Raw genomic sequence first — 25,181 nt, forward strand, 5'->3', positions numbered from 1 at the left:
GTTAGCGACAGAGGCTGCCGCCCGCATCCGCTTCTTCGTCTTGTGAAAATAGTCCACCGCCAACGAGGGATTCCATGCGCCCGCGCAGTATGTCATAACGCTTCAAGGTGCTGGTGCCGTCTTCTCGAATAGTCGATAAAACATAGTCCCTGAACCGCTCCTCGACAGGAGATGTCAGCAGCCAAACCGCAAACTGATCCCGCGTCAGGTCAATCTCGCAACCATCATCCAAGCGGTTCCAAAAATGGGAATTTCCGCATACCTTGGATCGTACAATGATGCCTCCAAACATGTCTTGTAACAGGAGAGCCGTAACGGTGCACTGGCCTTTCGATGGGGAATCTTGGTTCCAGCCGTGTGGGTCAGTGCTTGTATCCGGGCCCCAGACGCGTTCAAGCGTTGCCCGCAGATCAGTAAGCGATTTTGTTAATTCTTCGATCACGGGAGGGCATTCCGGGTTGTTTTTTAATCCACCAAAATAGCGGGGCTGACCACGGCCTTTCTCATAACAACAGTACTTACGTAACCACGAATCTTAACCGAGTCGCCCTTTTTAAGCGCTTCGATTTTGACGCGATCAGCTTTGCCTCTTGGGTATACATCTAGAAATGCACCTACGTTGTGCCCTGCCGCAGTCTCGATCATGTAGAAGTCGCTATGCGCTGTTACTTCATCCACGAGCATCTCCCATTCGACAACTTTCCCTGCTATCGATTTTGCCTCATTATCACGTTGGGTATCTGTATCTGTTGACCCGATCTTGAACAGTTCTTCGAGCTTCCCGTCGGGTTGAAGGTCTGAAACTTTAGCTGTGGCCAAAGCAGCAAGCTGCTCTTGAGTTTTCTGCTCAGCTTTGGAAATTACGTGCTCAACTCCAGATCGCGCTTGCGTCATAAAATAAACGCCGATGGAGAGGACCCCAATGACCACGACGATAGTAGTCAAAGCTATCAAGGAGCCGTTTTTCTTCTTTTTCTCTCCAGTTGTATTTATTTCGCTCATTATATTTTCGTTTGTTTTTTGATCTGCGAGAATATTCACCCAACGCTAAGAGTCGGAGCGATGTTAATCGTCTCTTAGTTCGCCTTGATCTTGGCTTGTTATGTGGCAATTGGCAACCATTCGGTTGCGCTTAGCGATTTTACGACGATTTTGACGCGTTCGCCCGAGCAAAACTTTGCTGTAGTTTCCATTTTTGGGCAGATTTTGGCCCAAAAGGGGCATAAAAGTATCAGTTCTTGGAAACGATCGTTGCCCCGAAATCCCCGGTAACGCAGATTGCGGGCGGCTAGCCGATCGATTGGCCGAAAAGCACCCCCCCCTCATTTTCACTCTTCGGGAAATTACGCCCTGATTTTGGCTATCCGGATGGAGGGCCAATAGTGTTGCGATAGGTGCGTGCGTAGCAGTTTGGATATTGCTCACGGCAGTGCAGTGCGAGGTTGCGGAACCCCGCAGGCGGCTTGCTGAGCGCACATCTTCGCTGGGGTAAGAGATTTTCCGCTCCTGGCCTTGCCAGCGCGGAATCCGTTCCCCAAGTTGTTGCTATGCAGGCGGGATCACTACCTCTGACTCTGGCCACCGGATGGAAAAATGCCCCTCCGCGAGCCATTGGCCGACGCCTTATCTGGAAGGATCAGGGCCACTGGCGCATCTCAGATACCGATTTTGCCCAGCCAGTGGATTTGGGGCAGGCCTGCCCGGTTGATTGCCCACCGGCCTTCGACGCGGCCCGCGGCTACATCTACCGCTATCACTGCGCTCAATGGGGCGAGCAGCGGGACGCCAGCGAGTTCCGACAGATCGAACCTGATGGCCAAGGCGACGAACGCATCTTCGCCTTAGGGAATAATAAATGGGCGCTTTGGCTGTGTGCTTATCTGCCTGCAATGGACAAGCTTGCGGCTCTGGTCGCCACCGAAATGCCCTCGCGGGCTGATGGCACGGTGGTGATCCAGCACCAACTAGGAATGTTTGATCTGGCTCGGCGGCGGTCATTGCTCGTTAATTTGCCCCGCGATTGCTTTTTCCCACTGGATATTGCGTCTGCGCCTGAGCGTTTGCTTTTCCACGGGGGGGAGGGGTTCCAGGTGGTGGATTTTGCCGGTCGCCGAGTTTGGCGACTTGGCCCAAAGGGGCTCCCCGAGGGGCGTGGCGGCGCATTTCACCCTCATAATGCCGACCAAATCGCCCTTGGGGGCGGGGGGGTGGTTCTGATCGACCGCTCAGGAAAATTCAGCACGGTGCGGGAACGCGGGCTGAATCCGGTTTGGGCTCCGGATGGCGAGTCGCTGTATTTTGCTGAAAGCAGCAGTGATCTCTGGTGTCGGGCACCAAATGGAGACTGCGAGCGCCTGCTATCCGTTGCGGGCAATCGCTACTCAGAAGTGAATCGCGCTCGTCCGGCTCGGTTTACGGCTGACGGGCGTTACTTGGCGATTCCGCTCACGCGGCGTATTCGCCGTCAACCGCTGGAGGGCGCATTGGGCGGCGACAACGCCCCGGCTTGGGCCGAGTGGCAGGCCATCTGCATCCTTGATCTGGCGGAAAAAGAGGTTTGGCAAACCTCTGGCGGCGGTCCAATTTGCTGGGCCGAGTGATCTTTTTCGGAATAATCCGCAGTTTGCGTAGCTCTTTACCCAGCCAAGTGATATTATTGCGTGATGATCCGTTTCGGGATGTTCACAAAATTATACTTGTTATAAGTAGTTAAAAATCTATGATTGTTCTCGATGATGTTCAAATTTTTATTGATCTATTAATTTTCTGAACACATCATCCTTGCAATTTCCACCAATTAGACTTCCTAAATCTAAATCATTTGCCATGAAATTAATTACCTCCCTATCGCTGCTAGCGGGCATCGCGACGATCGCTCCGGCACTTGCAGCTGAAACAACTGAAGTCGCAACCATTCCAGTAGGCGTGGTGAAAATGGTTATCCCCGGTGGGAATACGTTGGTGTCCCCTGTTTTTGTCAACGCAGACAGTTTTCAGGGTGTTTCAACATCGATTGTTGATTCGACGGATACGTCGACAATTACATTTGCTAGCGATATCTTCACTACAGGAGAATTTAACGAAGGGGAATACCCAAAGTTTTACGTTGAGGTTGCTTCAGGGGAAGCTGAAGGGTTTGCTTTTGATATTATTTCAAACGACACCGATTCGGTTGTCGTTGCGGCACGTTTGGTTGCAGATTTTGACCTAACCCAAGCAGAGAGCTTTAAAATCAGAAAGCACATCAGTGTTGGGCAGTTTTTTGAGGGAGCCGCACTCGCACGTCGTGATTCTGTCAAGTTCTTCAATGCGGATGGTACTTCAGATCGCTTGGAGTTCGATGGAACCCAGTTTGAAGAGGGGACTGAGCGCCCGATTTATCCAGGGACTGGATTTCTTTCAACGCTGCGAGGTGAAGTTGATATCGTCACATCGGGCACCGTTAAGGTCACTAATACGGTTGTGCCAGTGTACAGCAACCCGGGTGCCATTAACTTAGTAAGCACAGCTAGCCCTGTCGATGTGTTCATTGAAGGGCTTGGGCTTGCCGGTAACTTGGCTCGCCGTGATAAAATTCGTTTTCTTGCCGCTGGTACGCTTGATGTATTGGCGATTTATGAAGTTCAAAGTGATGGGAGCCTTGAGCTTCAAGAAGGTAGTCTAGATGATGTGCCAGCTGGAGAGCCATTTGTGGTCGCAGTTCGTGGATCTGCAAATATAACATTGCCTAAGGCTTACGTGCAGTAATATATAAAATTCTTTACTTCTGAAATCTAAATAACACTCTACTTTCCATGAAACTATTTCGCACCTTGGCCTGCAGTTTACTGCTTCCAGTCGCCGCAATTGCCGCAATTGACGTTAATATATACGTTTCAGTACCTGACGGGTTGTATTTTGAGTCTGATGGCGCTACTCGCGTAGATGATTCGTATACTCTAGATTGGGGCGTATTGAGTATCTCATTTGCAGATTTCACGAATTTAACTCCACAAGAGCAGATTGCTTATCTCGCGGACATAGACACCAATTTTACGTCCCTTGGATCTTTTCAATTTAACTCAGATGGTACTCTGGAGCAGGAGCCGGCTTATCGTGGTGATGTTCCTGTAGGAACTAGCCCTGGAGATCAACTTTACACTCTTGTGAAGAATGCTCTTGGAACTCAGTTAGGCTTATTTACAGCTACTGGAACTGCTTTTTGGACAATGCCAGCTTCGCCAGGCGAAGCTAATTTATTTCTTGAGGCAGGTACTCCTACCGCACTGATTGGTTCAACAAGTGGCGTAAATGGTATTTTGGCTGATCAAGTTCCTGAGCCTTCGACCTATGCTTTCCTGGCTGGTGTGATGACTCTGGGTCTGGTGGCTTATCGCCGTCGCCAGAAGATCTAAGCGACTAGATCAACGAATTTTTCTAATCCCCCTGTGTTATGCAGGGGGATTTTTATTGTCCAAAGTGGGCGAGCCATCTAGTTAAGTTATATTAATGATTGTCGGAACATTCTGACCGCTTCCCTCTCTTAACATATCATGAACACGACGCATTACCCTATGAATCGCCGCACGCGTGGACGTGCAGCTGGTTTTACGCTTTTAGAAATTATTATCGTTGTTGGCCTGATCGCTGCGCTCTCGGGCGCGTTGATCGTTGGTTTACAAGGCACGGGTAACGCTGGGCAAAAGCAGATTGAAAAGCAGTTTGTGACCACAGGCGTAAAAGCTCCTTTGATGGCATACCGGCTGAATATCGGCGATTATCCCAGCTCAGATCAAGGCTTAGGTGCGCTGATCATTGCTCCATCGGGCGTTGGTAGTAAGTGGTCGGGGCCTTATCTGGACAGTGCTGCGGTCGATTCATGGGGGCAGCCCTACAACTATCGTTATCCTGGCACGAACAATAAGACCTTCCCTGATATTTGGTCAAACGGTCCGGATCGCCAGAATAATGAGGGTGGGGGAGACGACGTTAATAATTGGGATCACTAAGACAGGCGTTCACTAGTCGCTGAATTCCATGAACCGGCGAACGCTCCAGCTTCATCGTGCGGACTTACGCGGATTCACCTTGATGGAGGTGGTCATGGTGCTTGGGATGATTGCGCTGCTCGCAGGCATCGTCACATCACTGAGTTTGGAGTCGTTGATTGGTAACAATGGAAGCAAGCCCGCTTACGAGGTATTCCGCGAGGCTGCGCATGAAGGGCGGATTCAGGCAATTAACCGGGCGGAGATCATTTACATGACCTTCAATCCAGAGACGCAGACGTTTCTTCTTTCGGCCAAAGGCGCGGTGAGCGAGGAGGAGATCGATGGAGAGCCTATCGTGAATCGCTACGGCTATTTTGAGGACGACCCAGAAGAGGAGGCACCGGTGAAGGATGTCGCTCGGACAGATTTCCCGATTTTTGAAGATGAGCTTGAGGTCGAATTCCGCGGAGTGCAGGCCGAAACAGATGGACCGTCCGCATTTTCCAACGAATTTACGCAAGACCCGCTGCCTCATCTGATTTTTCATCCTAGCGGTGTGTGTAGCCCAGCGATCGTCGTTATGCGGTATCAAAATGGTGACGAGCTGACGCTGACGATGGATGCATTTTCTAATGGACCGCAACTTTCTCGCCAAGAGAGGGTTAGCTTTTGATTACATTAACCGGAAACAAGCTTTCAGATCCGCAGTCATAGAGGCGGACACACTACATGGAATCCAGCCGTCAGAGCCTCCGCACGGGCTTTACCTTAGTTGAGGTATTGCTGGCCTTGGGGCTGTTCGCTTTGGCTTCGGCGATGCTCGTCCAATCCGCCACGAACGCGATACGTGCTTACGAAGCGGTTCAGTCGAATTCCAATCAGGAGCAGATGTATCGCTTCATGCTGCGTTCGATCATTGCGATTGAGGATCGCGAAGAGGTGGAAGACGGCGGTGATTGGGAATTGCCTGATGAGTCTGCCGCTAGCTGGGAAGCCGAGATTGAAGAGACGGAAATGCTGGATCTGTTTCGAGTAACGATTCAAATCGAAATCGAGAGCAATTCATCGCAATCGTCGTCAGACGAGCCGCGCTCTTTCGAGGTTTATTTGTACCGGCCGGATTGGTCAGAAGCAGGCGAGCGCGAGCAATTGCTCAATGAGCGGCGTGATGCTTGGGAGGACCGTAATTTTGGCTTCTAATCTCCGCACCCACAGGCGTGGTTTCACGTTGATCGAAATGATGCTGGTCGTTGGCTTGTCGGGCTTAATTTTGACCGCTGCGGCTTCGTTGACTTTTGGGCTAATGCAGCTCAAGACTGCGGCAGAGGCGGCACCTCAGGAGTCCGAGCACATCGCGAATATCCGCCGCTTTCTGGAATTTGCATTTTCTGAAGCAGAGGCGATTCAAAATGTGGGCGAGACTGGCTCAGCACCGGAGACCCCAGTTGCCTGGTGTAACCTGCCGGGCAGCAGTGATCTCAATGAATTTGCCCTAGCTTTCCGTCTTCCGGGCGATATCCCGCTGTTCATGGACGACCAGCTTTATCTGCCAGCGGTGGATTGCTATTTGCGCTTTTTGCCGGATGAAGGGCTTTACCTGTTTTGGCAAACGGACGCCATGGCCGATGAGGACATTGACGACCTTCGCCGTACCCGGCTTTCCCCGCTCGTGGATAAAATTGAATACCTCTGGTACGATCCGGAAGACGAGCGGTGGGACATTTCCGAGGAAATGGAGGAGAATGACGAAGGGGCCAACGTTACTCCGGATTTCATCCGCCTGACTTTTCAGGGCGATAAGGACAATCCACCCACGGCGCTCTTGCTCTTGCCTCCGTCCGATGACGCAACGCCACGACTATGAATACACATCGCACCGCATTTTACCAAGACCGTCAGGCGCGCCAAGGCGGGTTCGTCCTGCTGCTGGTGCTAGTGTTTCTGTTCCTGACGTCGGTTGTTGTTGTGTCGCTGTTGGAAAGCATGACGCGCAATATTCGCTCTGCCGCAACCGCGTCCGCCCGAGACGATCTACGCTTGGTCGCCTTTTCGGCGATGGAAGTCACGCTTGCCACGTTGGCAGAGATCAAGGAGCTAGACGAAGGACTTTACAGCCCCAGTCAGGACTGGGGCAATCCAATTGGTTACGCGCCAGTTACTTGGCCAGCTGGATTGGATGTCAGCGTGACGGTGACCGATGAGACCGGCAAGCTGCCTCTAGACCCGCCCGATCGTGACACCCTGCACCAGCTATTGGACCAGCTCGGGGTCGAATTTATGCAGGCCGAAGAACTGATTGACGCCTATCTGGACTGGGTTGATCAGGACGACCTGGAACGGCTCAATGGTGCCGAGGTCGATTATTACGAACGACTTGAGCCGCCGCGCACGCCACCAAACGCCAAGATCACGTCTTTTGAAGACTTTCGCTACATCAAGGGCTTTGACGAGGTGTTTTTGGACGAAAACGGCTCACCGAACGCTTTGTTTAAGCAATTCAAGGAATCAACGTCACTCCGGCACGGGCATCCAGTTAACATCAACACGGCTTCGGGTGCGATTGTTGGGATGCTCAAGGAGAATAGCGGGCTCAACGATCATGCCTTGTCGGACCTTAAATACGGCCTCGACCGGACGCCAGGCACCGACGATGACGGGATGATCCGCTCCAGTGATGATCTAAGCTCCGTCGGCCTCGGCTCAAACGATGGCTTTGGCTACGAGTCGCATGTCTACCAGATCACAATCCGTGTCGAGCAGGGAGAAAAACAATTTCAGCTCACGGCCCTCGTCGATGACGGCAGTTCCGGGACGGAGAACGACGGAACTAACCAAGAGAGCGAAAATGGAGAAGGGGGGGGGGGTAATGGAGGTGATATTCCTAGTGGCGAAGTTGGCGGTGGTGGCAAGCCCAGTACCGGAGACAGCAATTCTAATGAAGATGCGTCGAAAAGCTCATCGACTGAGACCAAAGTCATTTATACCAACGGAGAATGGAGAATTCTCAAGCTGACCGAGAATGGCCCCGAAGACGGTTGATTTATTTCCGCACACTCTTGATACTCCGCAACTTTCCCGATGTTGAAACTTCCCGATAACCTCATCCGCGTAGCCGAAGCACGAGCACCAGAAGTGCCGCTGGTTCCTGGTGGGTATTTTTTCAGTCGGTTGATCCAGCTCCCACCAGAGGTGACGCATGAGGAGTTTTCAGGCCTTGCTGAGCTAACACTGGAGGAGTGTGCCCCTTTTCCGCTGGATCAGTTAGCCTGGGGCTTCATGGCAGACGACGTTCGCCGTGAGCTTTGGGTGTATGCTGCCTGCCGCCCCCGTATTGGTGCTGGGGCAATGGATTCCTGGGATGACGCCGAGCATGTTTTCCCTGCTTTTTTGCCGTTAGTTTTGGCCTTTCCCAAGCCGCCGAAGCACCTTGTGTGGAAATCCGAGCAGGAAATCATGCTGCTGGAGTTTGCCGATGGCGCACGATTCCCATCCCGCATTCGTCATCGCAAATTGACCGAGCGTGATGCCGATACTGAGGGGGAGGGCGATTTGGATCCTGCGGGCGAGGTCGCAGAGTACCTTCGTAATCAAGGGCTTAGTAAGGATACAACGCCCGTTTACACACTTTCAGAAACGCTGGTGGGGGATGATCGACAGGTGTCGTTCATCATCCGTCGTGATCAGGAAGACGCCAAGCCTGAGCCGCCAGTCGTTCTGGCTGACGCCGAGGCAAGCTGGTGGGCCGACCTGCGCTCCCCGGATTTTATTGCGTCGGAGCAGCGTTCCCGCCGTTGGCAGAACCATCTTTGGGCCTCGTTGCAATGGGCAACTTGGGCGACGGTGGCGCTGATACTCCTAGTGCTGTTTAATATCGTTGGTAGTATGCTGATAAAGCGGCGCGAGGCTTTAATTATCGCCCAAGCACCTTCAGTGGTTGCGGTGGAACAGAACAGTGAATTCCTCAATGACTTGCGGCAATTCTCCGAACGCCCCTTGCGACCCTATGAGGTATTGGGCATCACCAACGAAAATCGCCCTATTCAGAAAATCTGGTACAGTGCGGCGGAAGTAGACACCACCGATGGGGTGACGATTCAAGGCTTCGCCAACAGTGTTAACGAGGTGAACGAATTTGCTCGTCGCCTGATTGCCACCAATAAATTCAAGCAGCGCGAAGCTCCTCGGTATCGGAAAAAGGGCAATCAGACACTGTTTACTTTGAAACTGGATTACATCGGCTCTCTGGAAGATTCAGCTCAGCCATTGGCTGCGAATGATCAGGGGGTGGAACGATGAAAGCGCGTCTTCTGTTTCAACGCCTGACTTCACGCGAAAAAACGCTGCTCTGCGCGTTCATCTGGGTCATTCTTGTCATTTGTATTGCCTTCGCATTTCGCAATTTCCGGGTCTTTTTGGGAGCTTGGTCAGACACTGGCGGTCAACTGAAAGTACAACAAGGATCGCTCGATTTGGCCCCGCTAATTACTGCGCAACTTGACCAGGAACTCGAATTCTTCAGCTCCGACCGAATTCTCGATAGTGCCAAATTGACTGGGCGGGTGGACGAACTTGCCCGGCAAACTGGCATTTCTAACTACACCTATACGACGCGCAGCGAGATGAAGGATATTCACGTGGAGCACACCATTCGCCTGAACATTCGCGATACGACCATGGAGGATTTGATGGCGCTGGACGCCGTTCTGGACGAAGAGTCACCCTACATCAATAAGGTGGCCGTGAGCATCGACGCCAAAAATAACAATTCTACATTGCTGGACGCGACAGTCCTGCTGAACTCTTTTGAACTCAAACCCAGCGGACTCACCGCGACCCAGTAAGCTATGTCCATTAGCGTAAAATCCGCACCTCCTTTCACTCGTATTTGGCATTGGATTGCCGCCCTGTTTATCCTTGGCGTTATTCAGTTGTCTGCGCAGGAGGAGCCGCAATTTCCTGAGCCATTACCTCCGGCTGAGCCAAATACCGCCGCTCCTGGCGGCCGCGGTGCACCATCTGCTCGCGCTACGCGTGCTGCTGCTCTTCGTGAGAAGGAAATCGAGCTGCTTATGGTGGATCAGGACCTAAACGCCGTCTTGATTCAACTGGAGAAATTGACTGGTCGACCAATCATTCGCTCGCAATCACTCCCGGCGGTTAAGATCAATTTCGATGGTCTGGGACCGATGTCTTACGACGAGGCGATTTTGGCGATTGAGAGTTTGCTCGCGCTCAACGGGGTAATCATCACGGATTTGGGTGATAACTTCCTGAAGGCCGTTCCTGCTGCTGGTGCTACTGGTGCTAACGCCCAGGTGCCATTGTTCCTGAACGAGCCCGCGCTGAGTTTACCGCCCAGCCAGGTTTACTATACAAAGTTTTTTAAATTCCTCTATCTCGACGCGGAGAAAGAAGGTGCAGTAGTGGTTCAGTCGCTTGGCTCTGGTGGCAACCCACCTGTTGTTTTTCCTAAGAACAACGCCCTGCTAGTCACGGATATGCTCGTGAATCTCCAGCGCATGGAGGAGGTTTTGAAGACTGCCGATAAGGCTGATTATGACTCCGAGCACATTTACTTTTTCACCCTCAAGCACATCAAGTCATCTGATCTTGCCCAACGCTTGACCAAGCTGACAACAGGCAATTCCGGCATTGCGCGCTACTTCAACAACAACACGACTTTCGAGGCTGACGAGCGCACTAATCAGCTCATCGTAATCACGCACCCATCCAATAAGACGATTCTGGACAATCTGATCGAGGAGCTGGACAAGGACGTGGAGCCGATTACCTCCAGCGAGGTTTTCTATATCAAACACGCACAAGCCACCGAAATTGACTCGCTCTTGGAAGAGGTGATTACTGGCCAGCAGAATGCTCGGAGTAAATCTGAAAGCGCCAAAAAAACCTCGTCGCCGGAATCGAATACCGCTCCAGGCGCTGGGGGGCGTGACGCGCTCGCTGCTGATGCTGCCCCGATGCCATCCCCCACAGAGGGAATCGTTAACTCAGTTGTCGACCTTGGCCGCAATCTTCAGTTTTCAGATTTCGTCACCATCGTTGCGGACGAACGTTCGAACGCCATCGTGGCCTACGGTACCAAGACGGACCTCATTCAGATCAAGCGCCTCATCGATCAGATTGACGTGCTGCTCGCGCAGGTATTCATCGAAGTGCTGATTGCGGAAGTGACCTTGACTGATGAAGCGGTGAGCGGCTTCAGTGAGTTTGGTATTTCCGGCAATGAATTGGAAGTAACCGATATTGGGACTTTCCCTGGGACTGATATTCCGCTGCCTGCTGTTACGCAGTATGGAATTCAGGCGACTGGAAAAGCCCAAGCTGGTTCATCGTTGATCACGGATTCACCGTTTGAGTTCTCGCTTTCGCTTCGACCCGATGAGTTCAGCGTGATTCTAAGAACTGCTTCGGAAAATCAGAATGTCCGCATTCTTTCAGTTCCGAATATCGTGACCACGCATAATCAAGAGGCGAACGTGAACGTCTCGCAGTCGCGCCCAATCATCACCAGTAGCGTATCGAATTTGAACAACAACATCGATGGCACGACGTCCAATGACGTGCAATACCGCGACATTGGTATCCAGTTAAAGGTGAAGCCTCTCATCGGCAGCAACGGAATCATCCAGATGGAGATCGAGCAAATTGTAGAAAATGTGATTTCCAATACCGAGATTAACGGCACGCAACAGCCGATCATTGGTAAGCGCGAGGCGACCTCATTTGTCAGTGTTGCCAATGGCGACATCATTGTATTGGCCGGTTTGCAGGAAACCAGTTTTTCAACAGGCGCTGGTAAGCTCTGGTTGCTCGGGGATATTCCGATACTTGGCGATTTCCTGAACCCGTCATCCGAATTGAATGAGCGCCGCGAGCTGATGATCTTCATCCGACCAACCGTATATTTTGGTCCTGAAGATGCCACCAAGCACGCGAAAGAAATCATCGATAAGCTGGATAATGGCAATGACATTAAGTCGTTTATGGAACATCAGGATATGACCGAAGTGACGCGAGATCATCGCGAAAAAGCCTTGGAAGAATCCAAAGAATTTGAAGATGAGACTGGCTGGGAGCACCCCTTCGACGTGAATGCCCCCAATAAGTCCACCAACCGCTCGCCTTACCGAGGAAACTAATGGACGACGTCCCCGCCAGTTGGCTCGTGCGACTCGATGAAGAGCAGCAAGAGCAATTAGCCGAAACGCCCCGGCAGGAGCGCTTGAAATTCTTTGCGGGCGCTTGGCAGGAGAAGGAGGCCGAATGCTTCCACCGTTTGGCGATGGAAACGGGAATGCCGGTGCTGGATATTATCCGTCAGTCCGAAGCGCCGGAGGATCACTTGCCGCTGCGCCTCATTCACGAATACCAATGTTTGCCCGTTCAATCGGATGAGCATCCTGGGCAGTTTTGCCTGATGACAGTTTGGCCGCCATCGTCGACGATGACGGATTGGGTTATCGCTGCCACGGGGCGTGAACCCACTTGGTTTTTAGGTGACCCTTCCGACGTTGCAGAACTGATTACCCAAGTGTACGGTGTCGGTTCGGGTAGCCTTGACGAGCAGGACATGGAAGGCTTTGCCGACTCGGAGCAGAACGAACAGGAAGAAGATGAAGACGCCGCACTGATCCGTTTTGTCAATGAAGTCATTGCCAAGGCAATTGCTGACCGCGCGACGGACATCCATTTCGAGCCGCAAAAAGAGACGCTCAATATCCGCTACCGCATTGACGGTGTGCTGGTGCCGGTCCGCGTGCCGGAAAATCTGAAGACGTTCCAGCGCGCGATTATTTCTCGCTTGAAGATCATGGCCAAGCTGAACATTTCCGAACGTCGTCGCCCGCAGGACGGTCGCATCGGATTTCACTATGGTAATGAAGAGCTGGATATCCGTATTTCGTCTCTGCCCACAATGTATGGGGAGAGCATCAGCTTGCGTCTACTCTCGGATAAAACGCAGCCGGTGACCATTGAGGATTTGGGCTTCATCCCGCGTGATGTCCTAGCGATCGACAATGTCCTCCAGCGTCCGCATGGGATTATCTTGGCCACCGGTCCGACGGGTGCTGGTAAGTCCACGACGCTTTCGTCTTTCATTCGACGTATTCGCGACCCGCGTCGTCGCATTGTTACCATTGAAGACCCGGTTGAATACGAGATCGACGGCGTCAATCAAACCCAAGTTCAAAGCGAAATCGGGCTGACCTTCGCTAGTAGTTTACGCTCCGTATTGCGTCAGGATCCGGACGTGATCATGGTCGGGGAAATTCGTGACGGAGAAACGGCCGACATCGCAATTCGCGCGTCGCTAACGGGGCACCTTGTGTTGTCCTCGTTGCACACCAATGACGCTCCGGGTGCGATTACGCGTCTCATCGACATGGATATTGAGCCGTTCTTGATCGCTTCCTCGGTGGAGATGGTAATTGCGCAACGCCTCGTCCGCCGCATCTGCGCTCATTGTGCTGCCCCGGCAGACATCGAGTTGCGCGAGCTCAGCTCCTGCCTCATTGCGATGCACATTCCGGCCTCAGAGATCACCGAAGCGCATTTGATCAAGAAGCCAGTGGGCTGTGAACGTTGTCGTGGCTTAGGCTTCCGCGGCCGCGTTGGGCTATTTGAAATCCTTCGTATCAACGACGCGATTCACGAGCTGATTATCCGCCGTGCATCAGCGTGGGAAATTCGCAAACTCGCCGAGGAGCAAGGTATGGTTACGCTCCAACGGAGCGGTTGGGAGCAGGTCAAGCGCGGCGTTACCTCACTGCCTGAGGTCATGCGCTATGCGGATATTGTCAGCGAAGAAGAAGAGAAGGCCAGTGCTGAACAACCAGGAAAAACCACCTAAGCGCGATCATGCCGACTTTCAGCTACAAGGGGATTGCAGAAGGTGGGAAAACCGTGACGGGCGTTATTGAGGCGACCGACCGTAAGCATGCCCTACGTAAGATTCGTGCGGGCAAGGTTCGACCGATCGATGTAAAGGACGCTAAAGGGGGGGGGCGCACCTCGGCCAAGGCGGTGGAATCTGGCTCGGAATCGACGGAAACGTTTACCGCCTCCAAAGGTTCGAAGCCGGGACTGTTCTCTCGCAATAAACCGAGTCGAAAGCTCGCGCTTCCGTTTTTCCGTAAGCTATACCAACTGCATAAAAGCGGCATGCCGATTGGCGATGCGATGCAGATCATGAGTGCGCGGATGGGCGATCCCGCGCTGAAAGTCCTGGCTGGCGAAGTTTACAAGGACCTTAGTGAAGGCCGCACATTAGCAAACTCTATGCGTGGTTTGCCAGAGTACTTCGAGCCGACGATGTCCTACTTGATCGAGGCGGGGGAGGCGACTGGTAATGTGCAGCCGATTCTGGAAAATATCATCGACCACCTAGAGCGCAAAGCCGTGTTGCAGAAGGAGATTCAGGCAGCGATGGCTTACCCGATTATGATTTGCTGTGTGGCTCTTGGGGTTGTGGCATTATTCCTCTTTTACCTTCTCCCCCGTATCCAAAGTATGCTCGACACCATGGGGGGGGAGCTGAACATGGCGGCGAAAATCATGATTGGTCTGGCAGACTTTGCGTTGGTGCAAGGACCCTTTGTTGCTGTGGCTCTGTTTGTGGTCGTCCTGTCTCTCGTGCAGTGGCGCAAGACGGATAAGGGGCGTTTGGCAACAGACACTTGGGCGCTTAAGTTGCCCATTATTTCCGGGCTTTACTACAACGCGGACATTTGCCGTTTGTCCAACATCCTCTATGTGCTGCTTTCCAACGGGGTCAATACAACCGAGAGTTTGCGCCTCGCCGAGAATACTTTGGAGAACAAGGTCTTGATCGGAAAATACATTGCGGCGCGCACAATGGTCAATGATGGTGCGCCGTTCTCGGCCTCCTTTAAGCGCTATGGTTTGCTTCCCGATCTCGATCAGGACATTCTGAGTATTGGCGAAAACACGGGCAGTCTAGCGCCATGTTTTCAGGAAATCTATAACACGCACGCCGAGGAATTATCCGGCCGACTCAACTTTCTGACCAAGCTGATCGCTGGCCTTGCGTTGGGCTTCGCCTTCACATTGGTCTTCATCCTTACGTTGGCTATCGTGATGAGTATCCTCAACATGACGCAGAGCATTATGGCGCGCTAGGGCGTCAGTGGGACTTATGGAACGAATCGGCTTCATCGGACTTGGCGTGATGGGCCAGAGCATGGCGCGAAACCTGATACGCGCTGGCCATCCCTTACTTGTCTATACGCGAACGCCTGCCAAGGCCGAGGCGTTGCTGGCAGAAGGCGTGATCGCAGCCGATAGTCCGGCAATGGTGGCCTCGCAGTGCGCGATCACCATCACGATGCTCGGTTACCCAGCCGATGTAGAGCAGGTATATTTTGGTGAGATGGGCATTGCTTCCGCTTCACCACATGGCGCACTTTGGATCGACATGACGACCTCCAGCCCGACGCTTGCACGGCGCATTGACGAGGTCGCCCAGACTCAAGGTTGTATGGCGCTGGATGCCCCGGTATCCGGTGGCGATATTGGTGCCCGGGAGGCACGGCTTTCAATTATGGTTGGTGGGGCAGGGGAGGGCTTTGCGCGTGCAGAACCGATCCTGAGAATCCTTGGGACAAACATCGTCCACCAAGGCCAAACAGGCAGCGGTCAGCTCACTAAGATGGCGAATCAGATCGCAGTTGCGGCATCAACAATGGGTGCTGCGGAAGCCTTGGCCTTTGCGAAAAAGGTAGGGCTTGATTCGAACTCTGTATTGCAAAGTATTGAGTCTGGGGCGGCAGGTAGCTGGTCGCTCAGCAACCTTGGCCCACGTATGCTTGCGGAGGATTTTGATCCCGGTTTTTACGTTAAGCACATCGTTAAGGACCTTGGTATTGCCTTGGATTCTGCAGAGGAAGTTGGCCTTTCGCTACCCGGCTTAACGACCGCCACGACGCTTTTTCGCCAGCTCTGTGAAGACGGTGGAAGCGAGCTGGGAACTCAGGCGATTTATCGGCTTTACTGCTCATGAGCATCATTGTCGCAGATCAGTGGGAGACTGCTCGCAAGCTGCTCTGTGCACTACAAGACCACCTGCTTGCCGTCATCCTTAGCGAGCGTACGCAGGTGCGGAATTATGCTCTACACGACGTGTCTAACGTTACTCCGGCGGATACGATTTACCAAATAGATAAAATCAGCGAGGCAGCTATTCTTGACTGGTTTGCGGGGCATTGGCCCGCAGATTGGCCAGTCGAAATTGTCATGGAGGGGTTGGAGGAAATCGGTCCGCTTACGTTCCCCACGATCGACGTTGAGGACACCATTTTCAAATGCATCATTGATCCGATCGACGGCACGCGCGGGATCATGTATGACAAGCGTCCGGCTTGGGTACTCACGGGCCTTGCCCCGCAACGCGGCGCGTCAACTTGTTTGCAGGATATCGTTGTATCGGTGATGACTGAGTTGCCCATCACGAAGCAATGGCGCGCTGATCAGATGAGTACCGCACCTGGCGGTACGCTTGTTGCAGAGTCTATCAACGTGCTGACTGGCAGTCGCACTCCGCTCGTGCTTCAGCCTTCGAGTGCGACGAATCTTGAACATGGTTTTGCCGCGATGAACCGATTCTTTCCGGCGGGTATGGCTCTACTTGCCGAGATGGAGGTAGATCTCTGGCACCGTGTTGCACCAAAGAGGGGCGACGATCTTGCGATATTCACTGATCAGTATCTGACTACTGGCGGCCAACTGTACGAGCTTATGGCTGGGCGTGATCGCTTCATTGCCGACTTACGACCTTGGGTATTTCGCGAGCTTGGTATTCAATCCGGTCTCACCTGTCATCCCTATGATATCTGTGTGTTGCCACTTGCGGCTACGCTGGGGGTCATTGTCGAGGATCCATTCACTGGTCAGGTTAACGCTCCTTTGGACACGACTACTCCAGTTGGCTGGGTTGGCTACGCCAATGCCGATTTACACGCCTTAATCAGCCCGCACCTGCGTGCGGTCCTACATAAATATTGCCCAAGTTCATGGTAGGGAGAGCGAATGCCGAAGTGCTAGAGAATCGGTATTAGCTTGAGGATCGCACAAAGAATGGGCATCGATGCGGTGTATGCACACAGACTATTGCGACGTCATTTGCCCAACTTGCTTCGAAAGTTTCTCCATACCCGGTCCCGATCCTACTGAAGTGCCGACCGAATGGGACTATGATTGCGAGGTCTGTTGTCGTCCAATGCAGATTCACTTCACGCTGGATGGCGATATGGTGATTGCTGAGGCGGAAGCCTGTTAGGCCGATTTACTGTTATATCTCCTGATTTTTGCTCAATGATCTACCTGGATTTGGTAATTATTAAGCGAGGCATTCCTTTAAGGATTTGGTCAATGGCTTGGAGAGGGGGGCAGTATTCAGTCAGTTGCTTCGGATGTTACTTTGCTGGCCTTAACGGTCTTGGATTTGACTGATGTGGGTCCAGTGCTTTCGCCAGCATACAATGTGGCGGGGATGACGATGTCCTTAAAGTAGGAAGATTCTGAATCGTTGATGATCAATTCAGCGGCGATGCGGCCGAGTTCTTCAGGGATTGCGCCGGAGGAGGTAAGCGTCGGCCATTCCATCTCGCGAACGCGCGTGTAGTCGAGGGCGGCGACACTTATTTCGTTACCAACTTCATAGCCATTTTTCAGCAAGCAGGTGATTGCTCCACGCGCCATTAAGCCATTGAAGCAAACCCATGCGGTTGAAGGCGAACTGCGGCTACGCTTGAGCAGGGACATCGCGCAGTCATAGCCTTCCCGTCGGTCAGCTCCGCCCGTAAGGTCGTCTTCGATATGTTCCAAAACGACGCCACGTCGTTGAAGCGCGGCTTTAAGTGTATCCAATCGGATGCGATGCCGCATGGTGCCAGGGGAGCCGCCAAGCCAAGCATATCGCCGATGGCCGAGATTATGAAGGTGCTCGACTAGCTTTTCGGTGGCGTCCTCGTCATTGGCGACCACGGAGTGGCAGACACCAGGCAGGCGAGCGGAGGCGTAGACCACACGGCCAAAAATCGCGGCAAGCTTACGCGCCAAAGAGGCGTCAACCTCTCCCATGATCACAAGCCCTCGCATGTGCATTCGTGTCTTGGCGAACTGCTCCAAATCCTTCGGAGTAATGAGGTCCTCTGAGCCGAGAAAAACGGTCTTGGCACCGTTATCGGTCAGATAATCGTGGAGGCCCTGATGGACATGGCTGAAAAAGTTACTTTTGTTGGCTAAACGTAGCGGCGCTCGCAAAATGTAGCCTACTGTGGCGATGCCGATTTGCAGACTGTTGGACATGACGGCGTCCATTTTCATCCCGCGTGGCGAGTAGCCGTTGGCCAAGGCATAATTCCAGATATTGTCGTACGACTTTTTGGCAATGCCGTCCGCTCGTCCATTAAGCACCATTGAGACCAGAGTCTGGGACACACCCAAATCTGCAGCTATCTGCTTTTGGGAGAGTCTTTTAGGGCTATTTGTGGACGTTGATTTCATCGCTTCAAGAATAATTATTAAAGCGATTTAAATCCTTAGTGCAACGCTATGTTTGTGATATCTCGGGTGATTCCTTCGAAAAATCGATTTTGAGCGTTTGGCCGTTTGTTTGGATGATTTCTACCTGTTGGCTGCTCGCCGATTGGATGCGTGCTTTAGCCGGGTCCTTTCCTTGTGAAGGCTGCAGCACGGCATAGATCACGGTATTGCAGGTGGGGGTTTCGGTGGCAGCTATTAGGTGGAACTGTGGGTCATAGCCCTTACGCAAGTATTTCGGATCAACAGGAACGGCGAAGACATCACTCACTTCAATGACTAGTTCGTTGTCGACCGCCACGAGATCCACCAACAAATTGGCATCGTTTTGCGAAATGGCCAGCTCGCCATCATCAGTCTTATCTGGTTGCTGGTTGCTATGGATGAGCCACTGCACGCTCTCTGGTCGCAGTGAACGAATTTCATCGCGGATGATGACGAGTCCGGATTGCAGCATGATTACATCGCGTTGCGCGAGTTCCACGTCCTTCAGCTTGGGGTTGGCCTGATAGGCTTGCGTGGCGTCGCCTTGGACCCAGGTTGCTCGTTCGTTGCTTACGAAACGAGTGATCTGGCCAATGGCCGTTGCATCCTGTGCGGTTTGGCCTTCGCCACCGATAAGCACAGCATTCTTCGAAAGTGTTTGGCGAGTATGCCCATTGTGATGTGGACTGCGGTGGAATTCCCGGTAGCCAGAATTGATCGCAAGGCCTTCGCCAAAAGCATTGAGAATGAACGCGTTTTGATCGGCATGACTGTGGCTAAAGGAACCGTAGGGACTGGACTTAATTTGCAGGAAAATGTCGTTCTGAGGATTGCCCAAGTCGGTATGGATTGCAGCCCAGCCAATGCTTTTCAGATAGATGCTTTGGGGTAAGTCGCTAAGCGGATTGGCCGCAGGAAGTGGTCGATCCGCCACGAGAAAGTCGCGCAGTAAGTATTCAACCGGAGTGGGATATTTTCTCCAAAGTCGGAATTCTAATTCATCTTCAGGCAAGGCGTGTGGGTCTTCATAGAGGTCAGCGTAGGCTCGCAGGTAGCCGTCTTGGTGGACCCTAGCGGCGTGGGTAATGATGTCGCGGATGCCGGGCTCTATACCGATAGCACCAGCCACTGGCGTATCGCCAAATGCAGTGGATCGCCAAGGTGTAAGGAAATAAACGGGGAAGTAGAAGGTGTTCTTCCAAAAGGGCTGTGCATAGGCCTCGGGCGCATCGATGAGCAGTAGTGCATCCTGAAATGACGCATGTTCGATGACGCCGCGCCAATAGGCGATGCCTTCGGCCCAGCCACCATCGTCACCGCCCCAAGGAGAGAATTGATTTTCATAGAAGCCGTAAGCGAAAGCAAACCAGTCCTTCGCTTCGGGCAAGTCATCCCACAGGGCTAGTCCCATCATGCCAAGCATAGGCATGAAACGAACTGGATGGCTGGACGGTTCTACCTCTAATGAATTGCGCTTCAGCAGACCGGTTCGCTTACGGAGAATGTGATCAAAGCTGGTTGTACCGCGTCGTTGAAACATGGCAAGCACCTTCGCTTTTTCTTCGGCAGTAAGCTCGTCGCGTATTTGGTCGTAAACCTCGGGTGCCAAACGGAGCAGTCGGAAATTTGTTTCGTCGTTGTACTCGATGCCAGTGGTGCCCTCAGGGTCCCAGTCACAAAGCTTGACCAGGAATTCGCGGGCTTTGTCGAGGTACGTTTGCTCTCCGTTGACGCGCCAAATGATGGTTGCAGTGGATGCGATGCCAGCAACTTCGTTACAGGTATCTTGCGCTTTCCGCCATGCATCGATTTTGGCTGAGGTGCGGGCCTTGGGGTCGGAGTCACCAAAGGATTTTGGTTCATCTGGGAATGGAAAAGACAGGTATTTTTCGTCGAATCCTTCCTTGATTCGCGTGTAGAAATCGGTGCCTTCGCCGGTTGTGCAATATTCGCTAAACGCAGCCTGCTGGTTCGCAAGAATCCACGTGCGAGGTGCCGTTGTCGGTATCTCTGGCAAGCGGTCGGGGCGAGTCCATTCGCCTTGGCCATATGCGAATGAAGAGAATAGCACGATGGATGTCAGCGTGGTTGAGAGCTGCTGTTTGATTGAAAATCGATTAAGCATTGTGGGGGTTCCATTCATCATAGTGTGGATGCCTGAGAAGTAAAGTGTCGCCATTAGTCTGGGCGGACCAAGGTGCTGCTCGATCACCGGGCGGGCCAAAATAAATAAGGCAATCGATTCGCGATTGCCCCCCCTCGATGGGAGCAACGGCGACTGGAATTGTGTGGTGGGGATAGAGCGTGTGGCGTCGGCCGGACCCGATCTGGTCGCCATCAATCTCAGTTGATTGGAAGCCAGTCAAAGGTTGCAGCATGCTAACGTTACCATCGGTCGAAAGCTTTAGCGATTGTTCGCCAAGTCTGGATTCGGTGGGAACAGAACTCGCTGGATATCCTAGAGCAAATCCACCTTGGCGCAGAACACAATCGGCTGTTGAATCTACGATGTGCTCGATGTAAATCCATGGGCCACGCCATGCAATCAAGGTTTCAACGGCTACCATGTCATCGTGGTTTTTATCGCCTAATGTGTAGGCGCAGCGCGCAAAATGTTCGCCGAACTCAATAGGATTGGTGATGTGCCGCCCCATGCGAACCGAACCAAAATTTGCGACAAGTGCCAGATCCAGTGGATGAAGGTTGTCCTTGTGGGGGAGTACGACACCAGCGCTCGCCCGATAGGTGAACTTGGACCATTTGGCGGCGAAAAAACGCAAATTCATGCCCGAGATCGCCGAGCCAGTATTGATTAACTCCGTGTCGCCATCGAATCGTCGGAAGCTTAGGCCCACGCTGTTCGCGTGGCGCTCGCCATCGATGTAAGTTTCGTTCGTATCGGCGGTTTCAGTTTCCCAAAATGGATGATCGAGAGGCAGCAGAAGCAGAGAGAATCCTTTGGCTGCCCAGTAGGTGCTGGAAACGCAGGAATAGGTTTCCGCGATCGCAGTGTTCTCATCCGTCCAGCCAATATTCAGCCAGCCTTCAGGAGTGTAGATTTCTTTCTTCAAAAAGAAATCCAGGTGGTCTTCGGCAAGGCGACGTACCTGGCTGTCAGGAATAGGACAGCAGCCTAATTGGATTGCTGGGCCAAACGGCGCGAGCGTGGCAAAACGATATGTTTGTGACCGACCAAAGTTCGGAACCCCGCCATTGCTAGCGAATGCAAACTGTATGCTATCCAAAAATAATGATGCTCGGTCAGCCCAGAATTGATGGCGTTGGTGCTGGTCATCGCCAAAGAACAGGCTCCAGTTAAGCCCGTAGTAGTGGAAGGCGTAAGCATTGTAATAGTCCGCGGAATCGTTAAGTCCGTCGCGGAACCAGCCTTCAGCCCGGTACATGGATTCCAACTCTCGAAACCAGCCATCGATCAAGGCCTGATCGCCGGATCTGCCTCTGCCTTCCTTTTTTAAAAATTCCAGAATGAAGATGCCGAAGAACATGTGGTTGTTCCAGTGCATCGCCACGCTGCGTGCGGTTTCTAGCCAGTCGAGTGTGATCTTGCGAGCGGCGGGGTCGAGTGCATCCCAGAATTGTTTGCGGCAGATTTCCAAGCTTAGAACAAGCAGACCCATCTCAACAACGTGTTGGTGGAAGTTTGTTGATGGCCCCCAGTATGCTGGGTGACTCCGATTAGCGCCGTTGGCCAGGCACTGTGAGAGTTGGGTTTGCCAAGACGCGTTTTCTTCGGGCATTTCGTCGCCCAAGTGGCCCAGTAAAAGTGCGTACAAGTGAAAGGGGCGAGCAAAGCTTTCCAACCGATCCGCGCGGGCGTCATGATCTGAGGCGCGACCTTCCAGATTCAGCTTGGCTTGTTCTGGATTGATCACGCCCATGAGCGGGCGCAGCAGATGCAGGGCCCGTTGGGTCAACCAAGCGGATGCCTGTTTTTTTGTTTCAGGTTGCCCGATCATAGATGTCCAGAGTAACAACGGATTCCAAAGGATTTCCGCTGAGGTAACGCTCAATATTAGCCAGTCCATAGGCACCAGCGGTCTGGCGCTGATCTACGGTAGGGCCTCCGAGGTGGGGCAGCAGCAAAACGTTTTCCATCTTACGCAGAGGAGAATCAGCCGGTAGCGGTTCCGTGCAGTATACATCGAGAGCGGCATGGATCTTACCTTCAGCACAGGTCCGAATTAGTGCGTCCTCATCGACCACTGCACCACGGCCAATATTTACAAATAACCCGCCTTCTGGTATCATGCGCAAAAGTCGTTCGCCGACGATGCCCTCTGCCTCTGGGGTTAAAGCGGCTAGTTCTACGATAATATGATTCTCCGAGAAAAGCTCTTCGAGTGAGTTACTACGTTGCACACCATATTCGGCGAGGCCTTCATCGGATACGCTTGGTGAATAAGTCGAGACTTCAACGCCGAACGGTTCCATGAGCTTAACGAGGCAACGCGAAATAGCACCAAAGCCATGGATCCCTACTCGTCGGCCAAATAAGGACTGCGTGTCGAGGGCGTCGGTTTTCCAGGCACCATTGCGATGCATGGCGTAATTCCAATATCCAGCACGGCGTAAACCGGAGATGATCATCATGAGTCCACATTCGGCCACGACATGGCTGATAGACCGTCCCCAGTTACTAACAATTAATCCATTTTCAATCCATAGTCGGGGGACTAGTTTTCGCACGGAACCTGGCAAGTGACACAGATACTTTAGGCCTGACTCTCGGGCTAGGCCGACTTCAGGGGGGAGGGGGGGGGCGCGCCATCCGGTAATCAGGATGCTAGGTTTCACCTCACTGAATACGCGTGCCCAGCCTTTCTTAGCGATTTCGTCAGGAGTGTGGTATTGCAGTTGCGGAAAGATTTTTTCCAGGCGACTCCAAAGGGGGGGGGGGAGGAAGTCTTCCTTTTCCCATTCGTTTAGAACGACCAGTAAATTTTCATTTGACATGCTCTATTTAATTTTTATTAATTGGTGTGATGTCAACGAAAAAGCTTATCCCCTGCGCTCCGATTTTTCTGTTTCTGAGTCTGCTGCCACTTTCTGCTAGCAGCGAGAATCTGCTCGAATCGGCTTCGTTTGGCGGCCTTGCGCCCGGCTCGGATGTCGGCGATCCCTGGAAGACGAAAGCTCGTGGTGAGCAGACTGCGATCAGGGTTCAGGCACCAGATGGTGATGCCTCCAAGGACTGGGTCTACGTGAAAGATCATGACAGCGCTGAGAAGGTTTATTTGCTGACTGATGTTGCGCCACTGAGTAAAGGCATGCTGTCGTTTCGCCTGTATATGCCTTCGGGGAGCGCGACCGTTGGGATTTATCTTCGCAATGAGTCGTTGGACAAGGATCAGTACAATATTGTTGAGTTCAAGACGCTCGAGACGAGTGGCAACATATACGTCGGTGGCAACGGTCAACGGCAGAAATTGCCCGTGCAAGCTCTCGATTCTGAATTTTTAAGCTTCGATATCGAATTCGATGCGACTGACGCCGGCGAAAAAATCGATGTCTACATCAAGGACACGACTGGTCGGCATCTCATCCATAGTATGACGACACCCGTCGCAAACTCAATCGACACGGTGATGATTACGACTGATACGCAGACTTCCTATTCCGAATTTTATGTGGGCGATATTTCACTGAGCCCAATCAATCTCAACTAACGTGACATCCCTAAACCCTAATAACATATACCCATGAATAAAGCAATCGTAGCCACTATGGCTGGTCTCTGCCTGTCAGGCACCGTATTCGGTCAAACAATTCTCTTCAGTGAGAATTTTGAAAGTCAAACTCCCGGTGATAAACCGATTGGCACTGCAGTAAGACCCAATACAAACACTCCGGTCGTGTTCACGGAAGTTGTCACTGGCGTAGCGAACGGAGCTGGCGGAGGTGTTGGCAATGGTGTTCAAGTCTTTGACGATGGCCTTGGCAGTGGAGAGGCTTTTACCTTTGAAAACAATTTTGTAGCGAATACAGAAAGCCAGCAATCTGCCGTCGAAATAACATTTGATTTTGCTTGGGAGCAAGATTTAGCCATCTCTGGCAAATACGGACGTTTTGGTGTCGGTCTCTACGACGCCTCGACTGCAGCGACTTTAAATACAAGTGGTAATATTTTCCTCGAACTTCGTTTCGGAAGCGACGGGGTATTTCGCGTTGTTGGCAGTGCGGGTAGTTCGTCAGAGAGTCTGACCGTAGGCCAAGCTTATGCCTTGAGTTTATTTGTCAATGACTCCGATACACTTAGTATCGACTATTTGGCTCCGGGCGGTGGCACCGTTTCTTTAGCTTCAAATAGTTTCGCTGTGTATTTGGGCAATTCCCTTGTTCGTACCGATGGCCTTGTGAATGGTGCCTTAACGGGCGATTCCAATCTCGGTCGTATGGGGATTGATTCGTTCACGACCCATGATGGCATCGACTACACCTTCGACAACTACGTGGTCTCGACCATCGTGCCAGAACCTAGCACTTATGCGATGATCGCTGGTGTCATGGTGCTGGGTCTTGTGACCCTCATCCGTCGTCGCAAATAATTTATTAGGGTTAACACGTTTAGTGCATTGCTGTCCGGCCGAAGGTGAGAACACCTCATCAGCCGGGCAGCATTGCTGT

Annotated in this window: 24 protein-coding genes; 18 read left to right on the plus strand and 6 right to left on the minus strand. The window is 52.4% G+C overall.

Annotated features, from left to right (window positions below; genetic code table 11):
- Position 1: 1 nt before the first annotated feature.
- Positions 2 to 442: a YunG family protein gene (locus tag IE065_RS06120; protein WP_189512937.1), complete on the minus strand. Its 441-nt coding sequence runs from the start codon at positions 440 to 442 to the stop codon at positions 2 to 4.
- 23 nt (positions 443 to 465) lie between these two features.
- Positions 466 to 1,002, minus strand: coding sequence for a hypothetical protein (locus tag IE065_RS06125; protein ID WP_194500006.1), 537 nt, complete (start codon positions 1,000 to 1,002; stop codon positions 466 to 468).
- Between the two features lie 545 nt (positions 1,003 to 1,547).
- Between IE065_RS06125 and IE065_RS06130 the strand changes: the two genes are divergently transcribed.
- The 16 genes from IE065_RS06130 (at position 1,548) to IE065_RS06205 (ending at position 17,286) form a co-directional block, all read left to right on the plus strand.
- Entirely contained in the window at positions 1,548 to 2,600 is a 1,053-nt protein-coding gene (locus IE065_RS06130; RefSeq protein WP_189512942.1) for a TolB-like translocation protein, read from the plus strand.
- Between the two features lie 226 nt (positions 2,601 to 2,826).
- Positions 2,827 to 3,747, plus strand: coding sequence for a hypothetical protein (locus IE065_RS06135; protein WP_189512944.1), 921 nt, complete (start codon positions 2,827 to 2,829; stop codon positions 3,745 to 3,747).
- A 47-nt stretch (positions 3,748 to 3,794) separates the two neighbouring features.
- Complete coding sequence (locus IE065_RS06140) at positions 3,795 to 4,394, plus strand: PEP-CTERM sorting domain-containing protein (protein WP_189512946.1); 600 nt, start codon at positions 3,795 to 3,797, stop codon at positions 4,392 to 4,394.
- Positions 4,395 to 4,532: 138 nt separating this feature from the next.
- A complete protein-coding gene (gene gspG / locus IE065_RS06145) occupies positions 4,533 to 4,988 on the plus strand; it encodes a type II secretion system major pseudopilin GspG (protein ID WP_189512948.1) in 456 nt (151 codons plus the stop codon).
- A gap of 28 nt (positions 4,989 to 5,016) precedes the next feature.
- Complete coding sequence (locus IE065_RS06150) at positions 5,017 to 5,643, plus strand: type II secretion system protein (protein ID WP_189512950.1); 627 nt, start codon at positions 5,017 to 5,019, stop codon at positions 5,641 to 5,643.
- 56 nt (positions 5,644 to 5,699) lie between these two features.
- The gene (locus tag IE065_RS06155) at positions 5,700 to 6,170 is read left to right on the plus strand and encodes a prepilin-type N-terminal cleavage/methylation domain-containing protein (RefSeq protein WP_189512952.1); all 471 of its coding nucleotides are present in this window, start codon (positions 5,700 to 5,702) and stop codon (positions 6,168 to 6,170) included.
- Complete coding sequence (locus tag IE065_RS06160) at positions 6,160 to 6,834, plus strand: prepilin-type N-terminal cleavage/methylation domain-containing protein (RefSeq protein ID WP_189512954.1); 675 nt, start codon at positions 6,160 to 6,162, stop codon at positions 6,832 to 6,834. Before IE065_RS06155 ends, IE065_RS06160 begins: the two co-directional genes overlap by 11 nt.
- Complete coding sequence (locus IE065_RS06165; protein WP_189512956.1) at positions 6,831 to 8,009, plus strand: type II secretion system minor pseudopilin; 1,179 nt, start codon at positions 6,831 to 6,833, stop codon at positions 8,007 to 8,009. Before IE065_RS06160 ends, IE065_RS06165 begins: the two co-directional genes overlap by 4 nt.
- Positions 8,010 to 8,048: 39 nt before the next feature.
- A complete protein-coding gene (locus IE065_RS06170; RefSeq protein ID WP_189512958.1) occupies positions 8,049 to 9,266 on the plus strand; it encodes a hypothetical protein in 1,218 nt (405 codons plus the stop codon).
- The gene (locus tag IE065_RS06175; protein WP_189512960.1) at positions 9,263 to 9,811 is read left to right on the plus strand and encodes a hypothetical protein; all 549 of its coding nucleotides are present in this window, start codon (positions 9,263 to 9,265) and stop codon (positions 9,809 to 9,811) included. Before IE065_RS06170 ends, IE065_RS06175 begins: the two co-directional genes overlap by 4 nt.
- A gap of 3 nt (positions 9,812 to 9,814) precedes the next feature.
- Entirely contained in the window at positions 9,815 to 12,130 is a 2,316-nt protein-coding gene (locus IE065_RS06180) for a secretin N-terminal domain-containing protein (protein WP_189512962.1), read from the plus strand.
- A complete protein-coding gene (locus IE065_RS06185) occupies positions 12,130 to 13,842 on the plus strand; it encodes a GspE/PulE family protein (RefSeq protein WP_189512964.1) in 1,713 nt (570 codons plus the stop codon). Before IE065_RS06180 ends, IE065_RS06185 begins: the two co-directional genes overlap by 1 nt.
- Before the next feature lie 8 nt (positions 13,843 to 13,850).
- A complete protein-coding gene (locus tag IE065_RS06190) occupies positions 13,851 to 15,131 on the plus strand; it encodes a type II secretion system F family protein (protein ID WP_189512966.1) in 1,281 nt (426 codons plus the stop codon).
- A gap of 16 nt (positions 15,132 to 15,147) precedes the next feature.
- Positions 15,148 to 16,011 (plus strand): NAD(P)-dependent oxidoreductase, encoded by an 864-nt coding sequence (locus tag IE065_RS06195; protein WP_189512968.1) that lies wholly within the window; start codon positions 15,148 to 15,150, stop codon positions 16,009 to 16,011.
- Positions 16,008 to 17,027, plus strand: a complete 1,020-nt coding sequence (locus tag IE065_RS06200; RefSeq protein ID WP_200163258.1) for a hypothetical protein — start codon at positions 16,008 to 16,010, stop codon at positions 17,025 to 17,027. Before IE065_RS06195 ends, IE065_RS06200 begins: the two co-directional genes overlap by 4 nt.
- 76 nt (positions 17,028 to 17,103) lie before the next feature.
- Entirely contained in the window at positions 17,104 to 17,286 is a 183-nt protein-coding gene (locus IE065_RS06205) for a zinc ribbon domain-containing protein (RefSeq protein ID WP_189512970.1), read from the plus strand.
- Between the two features lie 116 nt (positions 17,287 to 17,402).
- Here IE065_RS06205 and IE065_RS06210 read toward each other — a convergent pair whose 3' ends face one another.
- The 4 genes from IE065_RS06210 to IE065_RS06225 all read right to left on the minus strand — a co-directional run bounded on the left by IE065_RS06210 (position 17,403) and on the right by IE065_RS06225 (position 23,510).
- Positions 17,403 to 18,449, minus strand: a complete 1,047-nt coding sequence (locus IE065_RS06210) for a LacI family DNA-binding transcriptional regulator (protein WP_189512972.1) — start codon at positions 18,447 to 18,449, stop codon at positions 17,403 to 17,405.
- Positions 18,450 to 18,561: 112 nt separating this feature from the next.
- A complete protein-coding gene (locus IE065_RS06215; protein ID WP_189512974.1) occupies positions 18,562 to 20,661 on the minus strand; it encodes a heparinase II/III domain-containing protein in 2,100 nt (699 codons plus the stop codon).
- On the minus strand, positions 20,654 to 22,582 hold the full coding sequence (locus IE065_RS06220; protein WP_194500007.1) for a DUF2264 domain-containing protein: 1,929 nt from the start codon (positions 22,580 to 22,582) through the stop codon (positions 20,654 to 20,656). The genes IE065_RS06215 and IE065_RS06220 overlap by 8 nt, the downstream gene beginning before the upstream one ends.
- On the minus strand, positions 22,497 to 23,510 hold the full coding sequence (locus tag IE065_RS06225; protein ID WP_189512978.1) for a hydroxyacid dehydrogenase: 1,014 nt from the start codon (positions 23,508 to 23,510) through the stop codon (positions 22,497 to 22,499). Before IE065_RS06225 ends, IE065_RS06220 begins: the two co-directional genes overlap by 86 nt.
- Before the next feature lie 29 nt (positions 23,511 to 23,539).
- On the opposite strand from IE065_RS06225, the gene IE065_RS06230 reads away from it, so the two are divergent.
- Both IE065_RS06230 and IE065_RS06235 read left to right on the plus strand, forming a co-directional pair.
- Positions 23,540 to 24,223 carry a hypothetical protein gene (locus tag IE065_RS06230; RefSeq protein ID WP_189512980.1) on the plus strand — a complete coding sequence of 228 codons (684 nt, stop codon included), beginning with the start codon at positions 23,540 to 23,542 and terminating at the stop codon, positions 24,221 to 24,223.
- 33 nt (positions 24,224 to 24,256) lie between these two features.
- Positions 24,257 to 25,102 (plus strand): PEP-CTERM sorting domain-containing protein, encoded by an 846-nt coding sequence (locus tag IE065_RS06235; protein ID WP_189512983.1) that lies wholly within the window; start codon positions 24,257 to 24,259, stop codon positions 25,100 to 25,102.
- The last annotated feature ends 79 nt before the right edge of the window (positions 25,103 to 25,181 follow it).

It is taken from the genome of Cerasicoccus arenae (genome assembly GCF_014651635.1).
Classification (GTDB): domain Bacteria; phylum Verrucomicrobiota; class Verrucomicrobiia; order Opitutales; family Cerasicoccaceae; genus Cerasicoccus; species Cerasicoccus arenae.

Excerpts from the sequence above, each read along its gene's own strand:
- IE065_RS06125 (WP_194500006.1), bottom strand. The coding sequence starts at position 1,002 with ATGAGCGAAATAAATACAACTGGAGAGAAAAAGAAGAAAAACGGCTCC.
- IE065_RS06130 (WP_189512942.1), top strand. The coding sequence starts at position 1,548 with ATGCAGGCGGGATCACTACCTCTGACTCTGGCCACCGGATGGAAAAAT.
- IE065_RS06135 (WP_189512944.1), top strand. The coding sequence starts at position 2,827 with ATGAAATTAATTACCTCCCTATCGCTGCTAGCGGGCATCGCGACGATC.
- IE065_RS06140 (WP_189512946.1), top strand. The coding sequence starts at position 3,795 with ATGAAACTATTTCGCACCTTGGCCTGCAGTTTACTGCTTCCAGTCGCC.
- gspG (WP_189512948.1), top strand. The coding sequence starts at position 4,533 with ATGAACACGACGCATTACCCTATGAATCGCCGCACGCGTGGACGTGCA.
- IE065_RS06150 (WP_189512950.1), top strand. The coding sequence starts at position 5,017 with ATGAACCGGCGAACGCTCCAGCTTCATCGTGCGGACTTACGCGGATTC.
- IE065_RS06155 (WP_189512952.1), top strand. The coding sequence starts at position 5,700 with ATGGAATCCAGCCGTCAGAGCCTCCGCACGGGCTTTACCTTAGTTGAG.
- IE065_RS06165 (WP_189512956.1), top strand. The coding sequence starts at position 6,831 with ATGAATACACATCGCACCGCATTTTACCAAGACCGTCAGGCGCGCCAA.
- IE065_RS06170 (WP_189512958.1), top strand. The coding sequence starts at position 8,049 with ATGTTGAAACTTCCCGATAACCTCATCCGCGTAGCCGAAGCACGAGCA.
- IE065_RS06175 (WP_189512960.1), top strand. The coding sequence starts at position 9,263 with ATGAAAGCGCGTCTTCTGTTTCAACGCCTGACTTCACGCGAAAAAACG.
- IE065_RS06180 (WP_189512962.1), top strand. The coding sequence starts at position 9,815 with ATGTCCATTAGCGTAAAATCCGCACCTCCTTTCACTCGTATTTGGCAT.
- IE065_RS06185 (WP_189512964.1), top strand. The coding sequence starts at position 12,130 with ATGGACGACGTCCCCGCCAGTTGGCTCGTGCGACTCGATGAAGAGCAG.
- IE065_RS06190 (WP_189512966.1), top strand. The coding sequence starts at position 13,851 with ATGCCGACTTTCAGCTACAAGGGGATTGCAGAAGGTGGGAAAACCGTG.
- IE065_RS06195 (WP_189512968.1), top strand. The coding sequence starts at position 15,148 with ATGGAACGAATCGGCTTCATCGGACTTGGCGTGATGGGCCAGAGCATG.
- IE065_RS06200 (WP_200163258.1), top strand. The coding sequence starts at position 16,008 with ATGAGCATCATTGTCGCAGATCAGTGGGAGACTGCTCGCAAGCTGCTC.
- IE065_RS06205 (WP_189512970.1), top strand. The coding sequence starts at position 17,104 with ATGCACACAGACTATTGCGACGTCATTTGCCCAACTTGCTTCGAAAGT.
- IE065_RS06215 (WP_189512974.1), bottom strand. The coding sequence starts at position 20,661 with ATGCTTAATCGATTTTCAATCAAACAGCAGCTCTCAACCACGCTGACA.
- IE065_RS06220 (WP_194500007.1), bottom strand. The coding sequence starts at position 22,582 with ATGGACTGGCTAATATTGAGCGTTACCTCAGCGGAAATCCTTTGGAAT.
- IE065_RS06225 (WP_189512978.1), bottom strand. The coding sequence starts at position 23,510 with ATGTCAAATGAAAATTTACTGGTCGTTCTAAACGAATGGGAAAAGGAA.
- IE065_RS06230 (WP_189512980.1), top strand. The coding sequence starts at position 23,540 with ATGTCAACGAAAAAGCTTATCCCCTGCGCTCCGATTTTTCTGTTTCTG.
- IE065_RS06235 (WP_189512983.1), top strand. The coding sequence starts at position 24,257 with ATGAATAAAGCAATCGTAGCCACTATGGCTGGTCTCTGCCTGTCAGGC.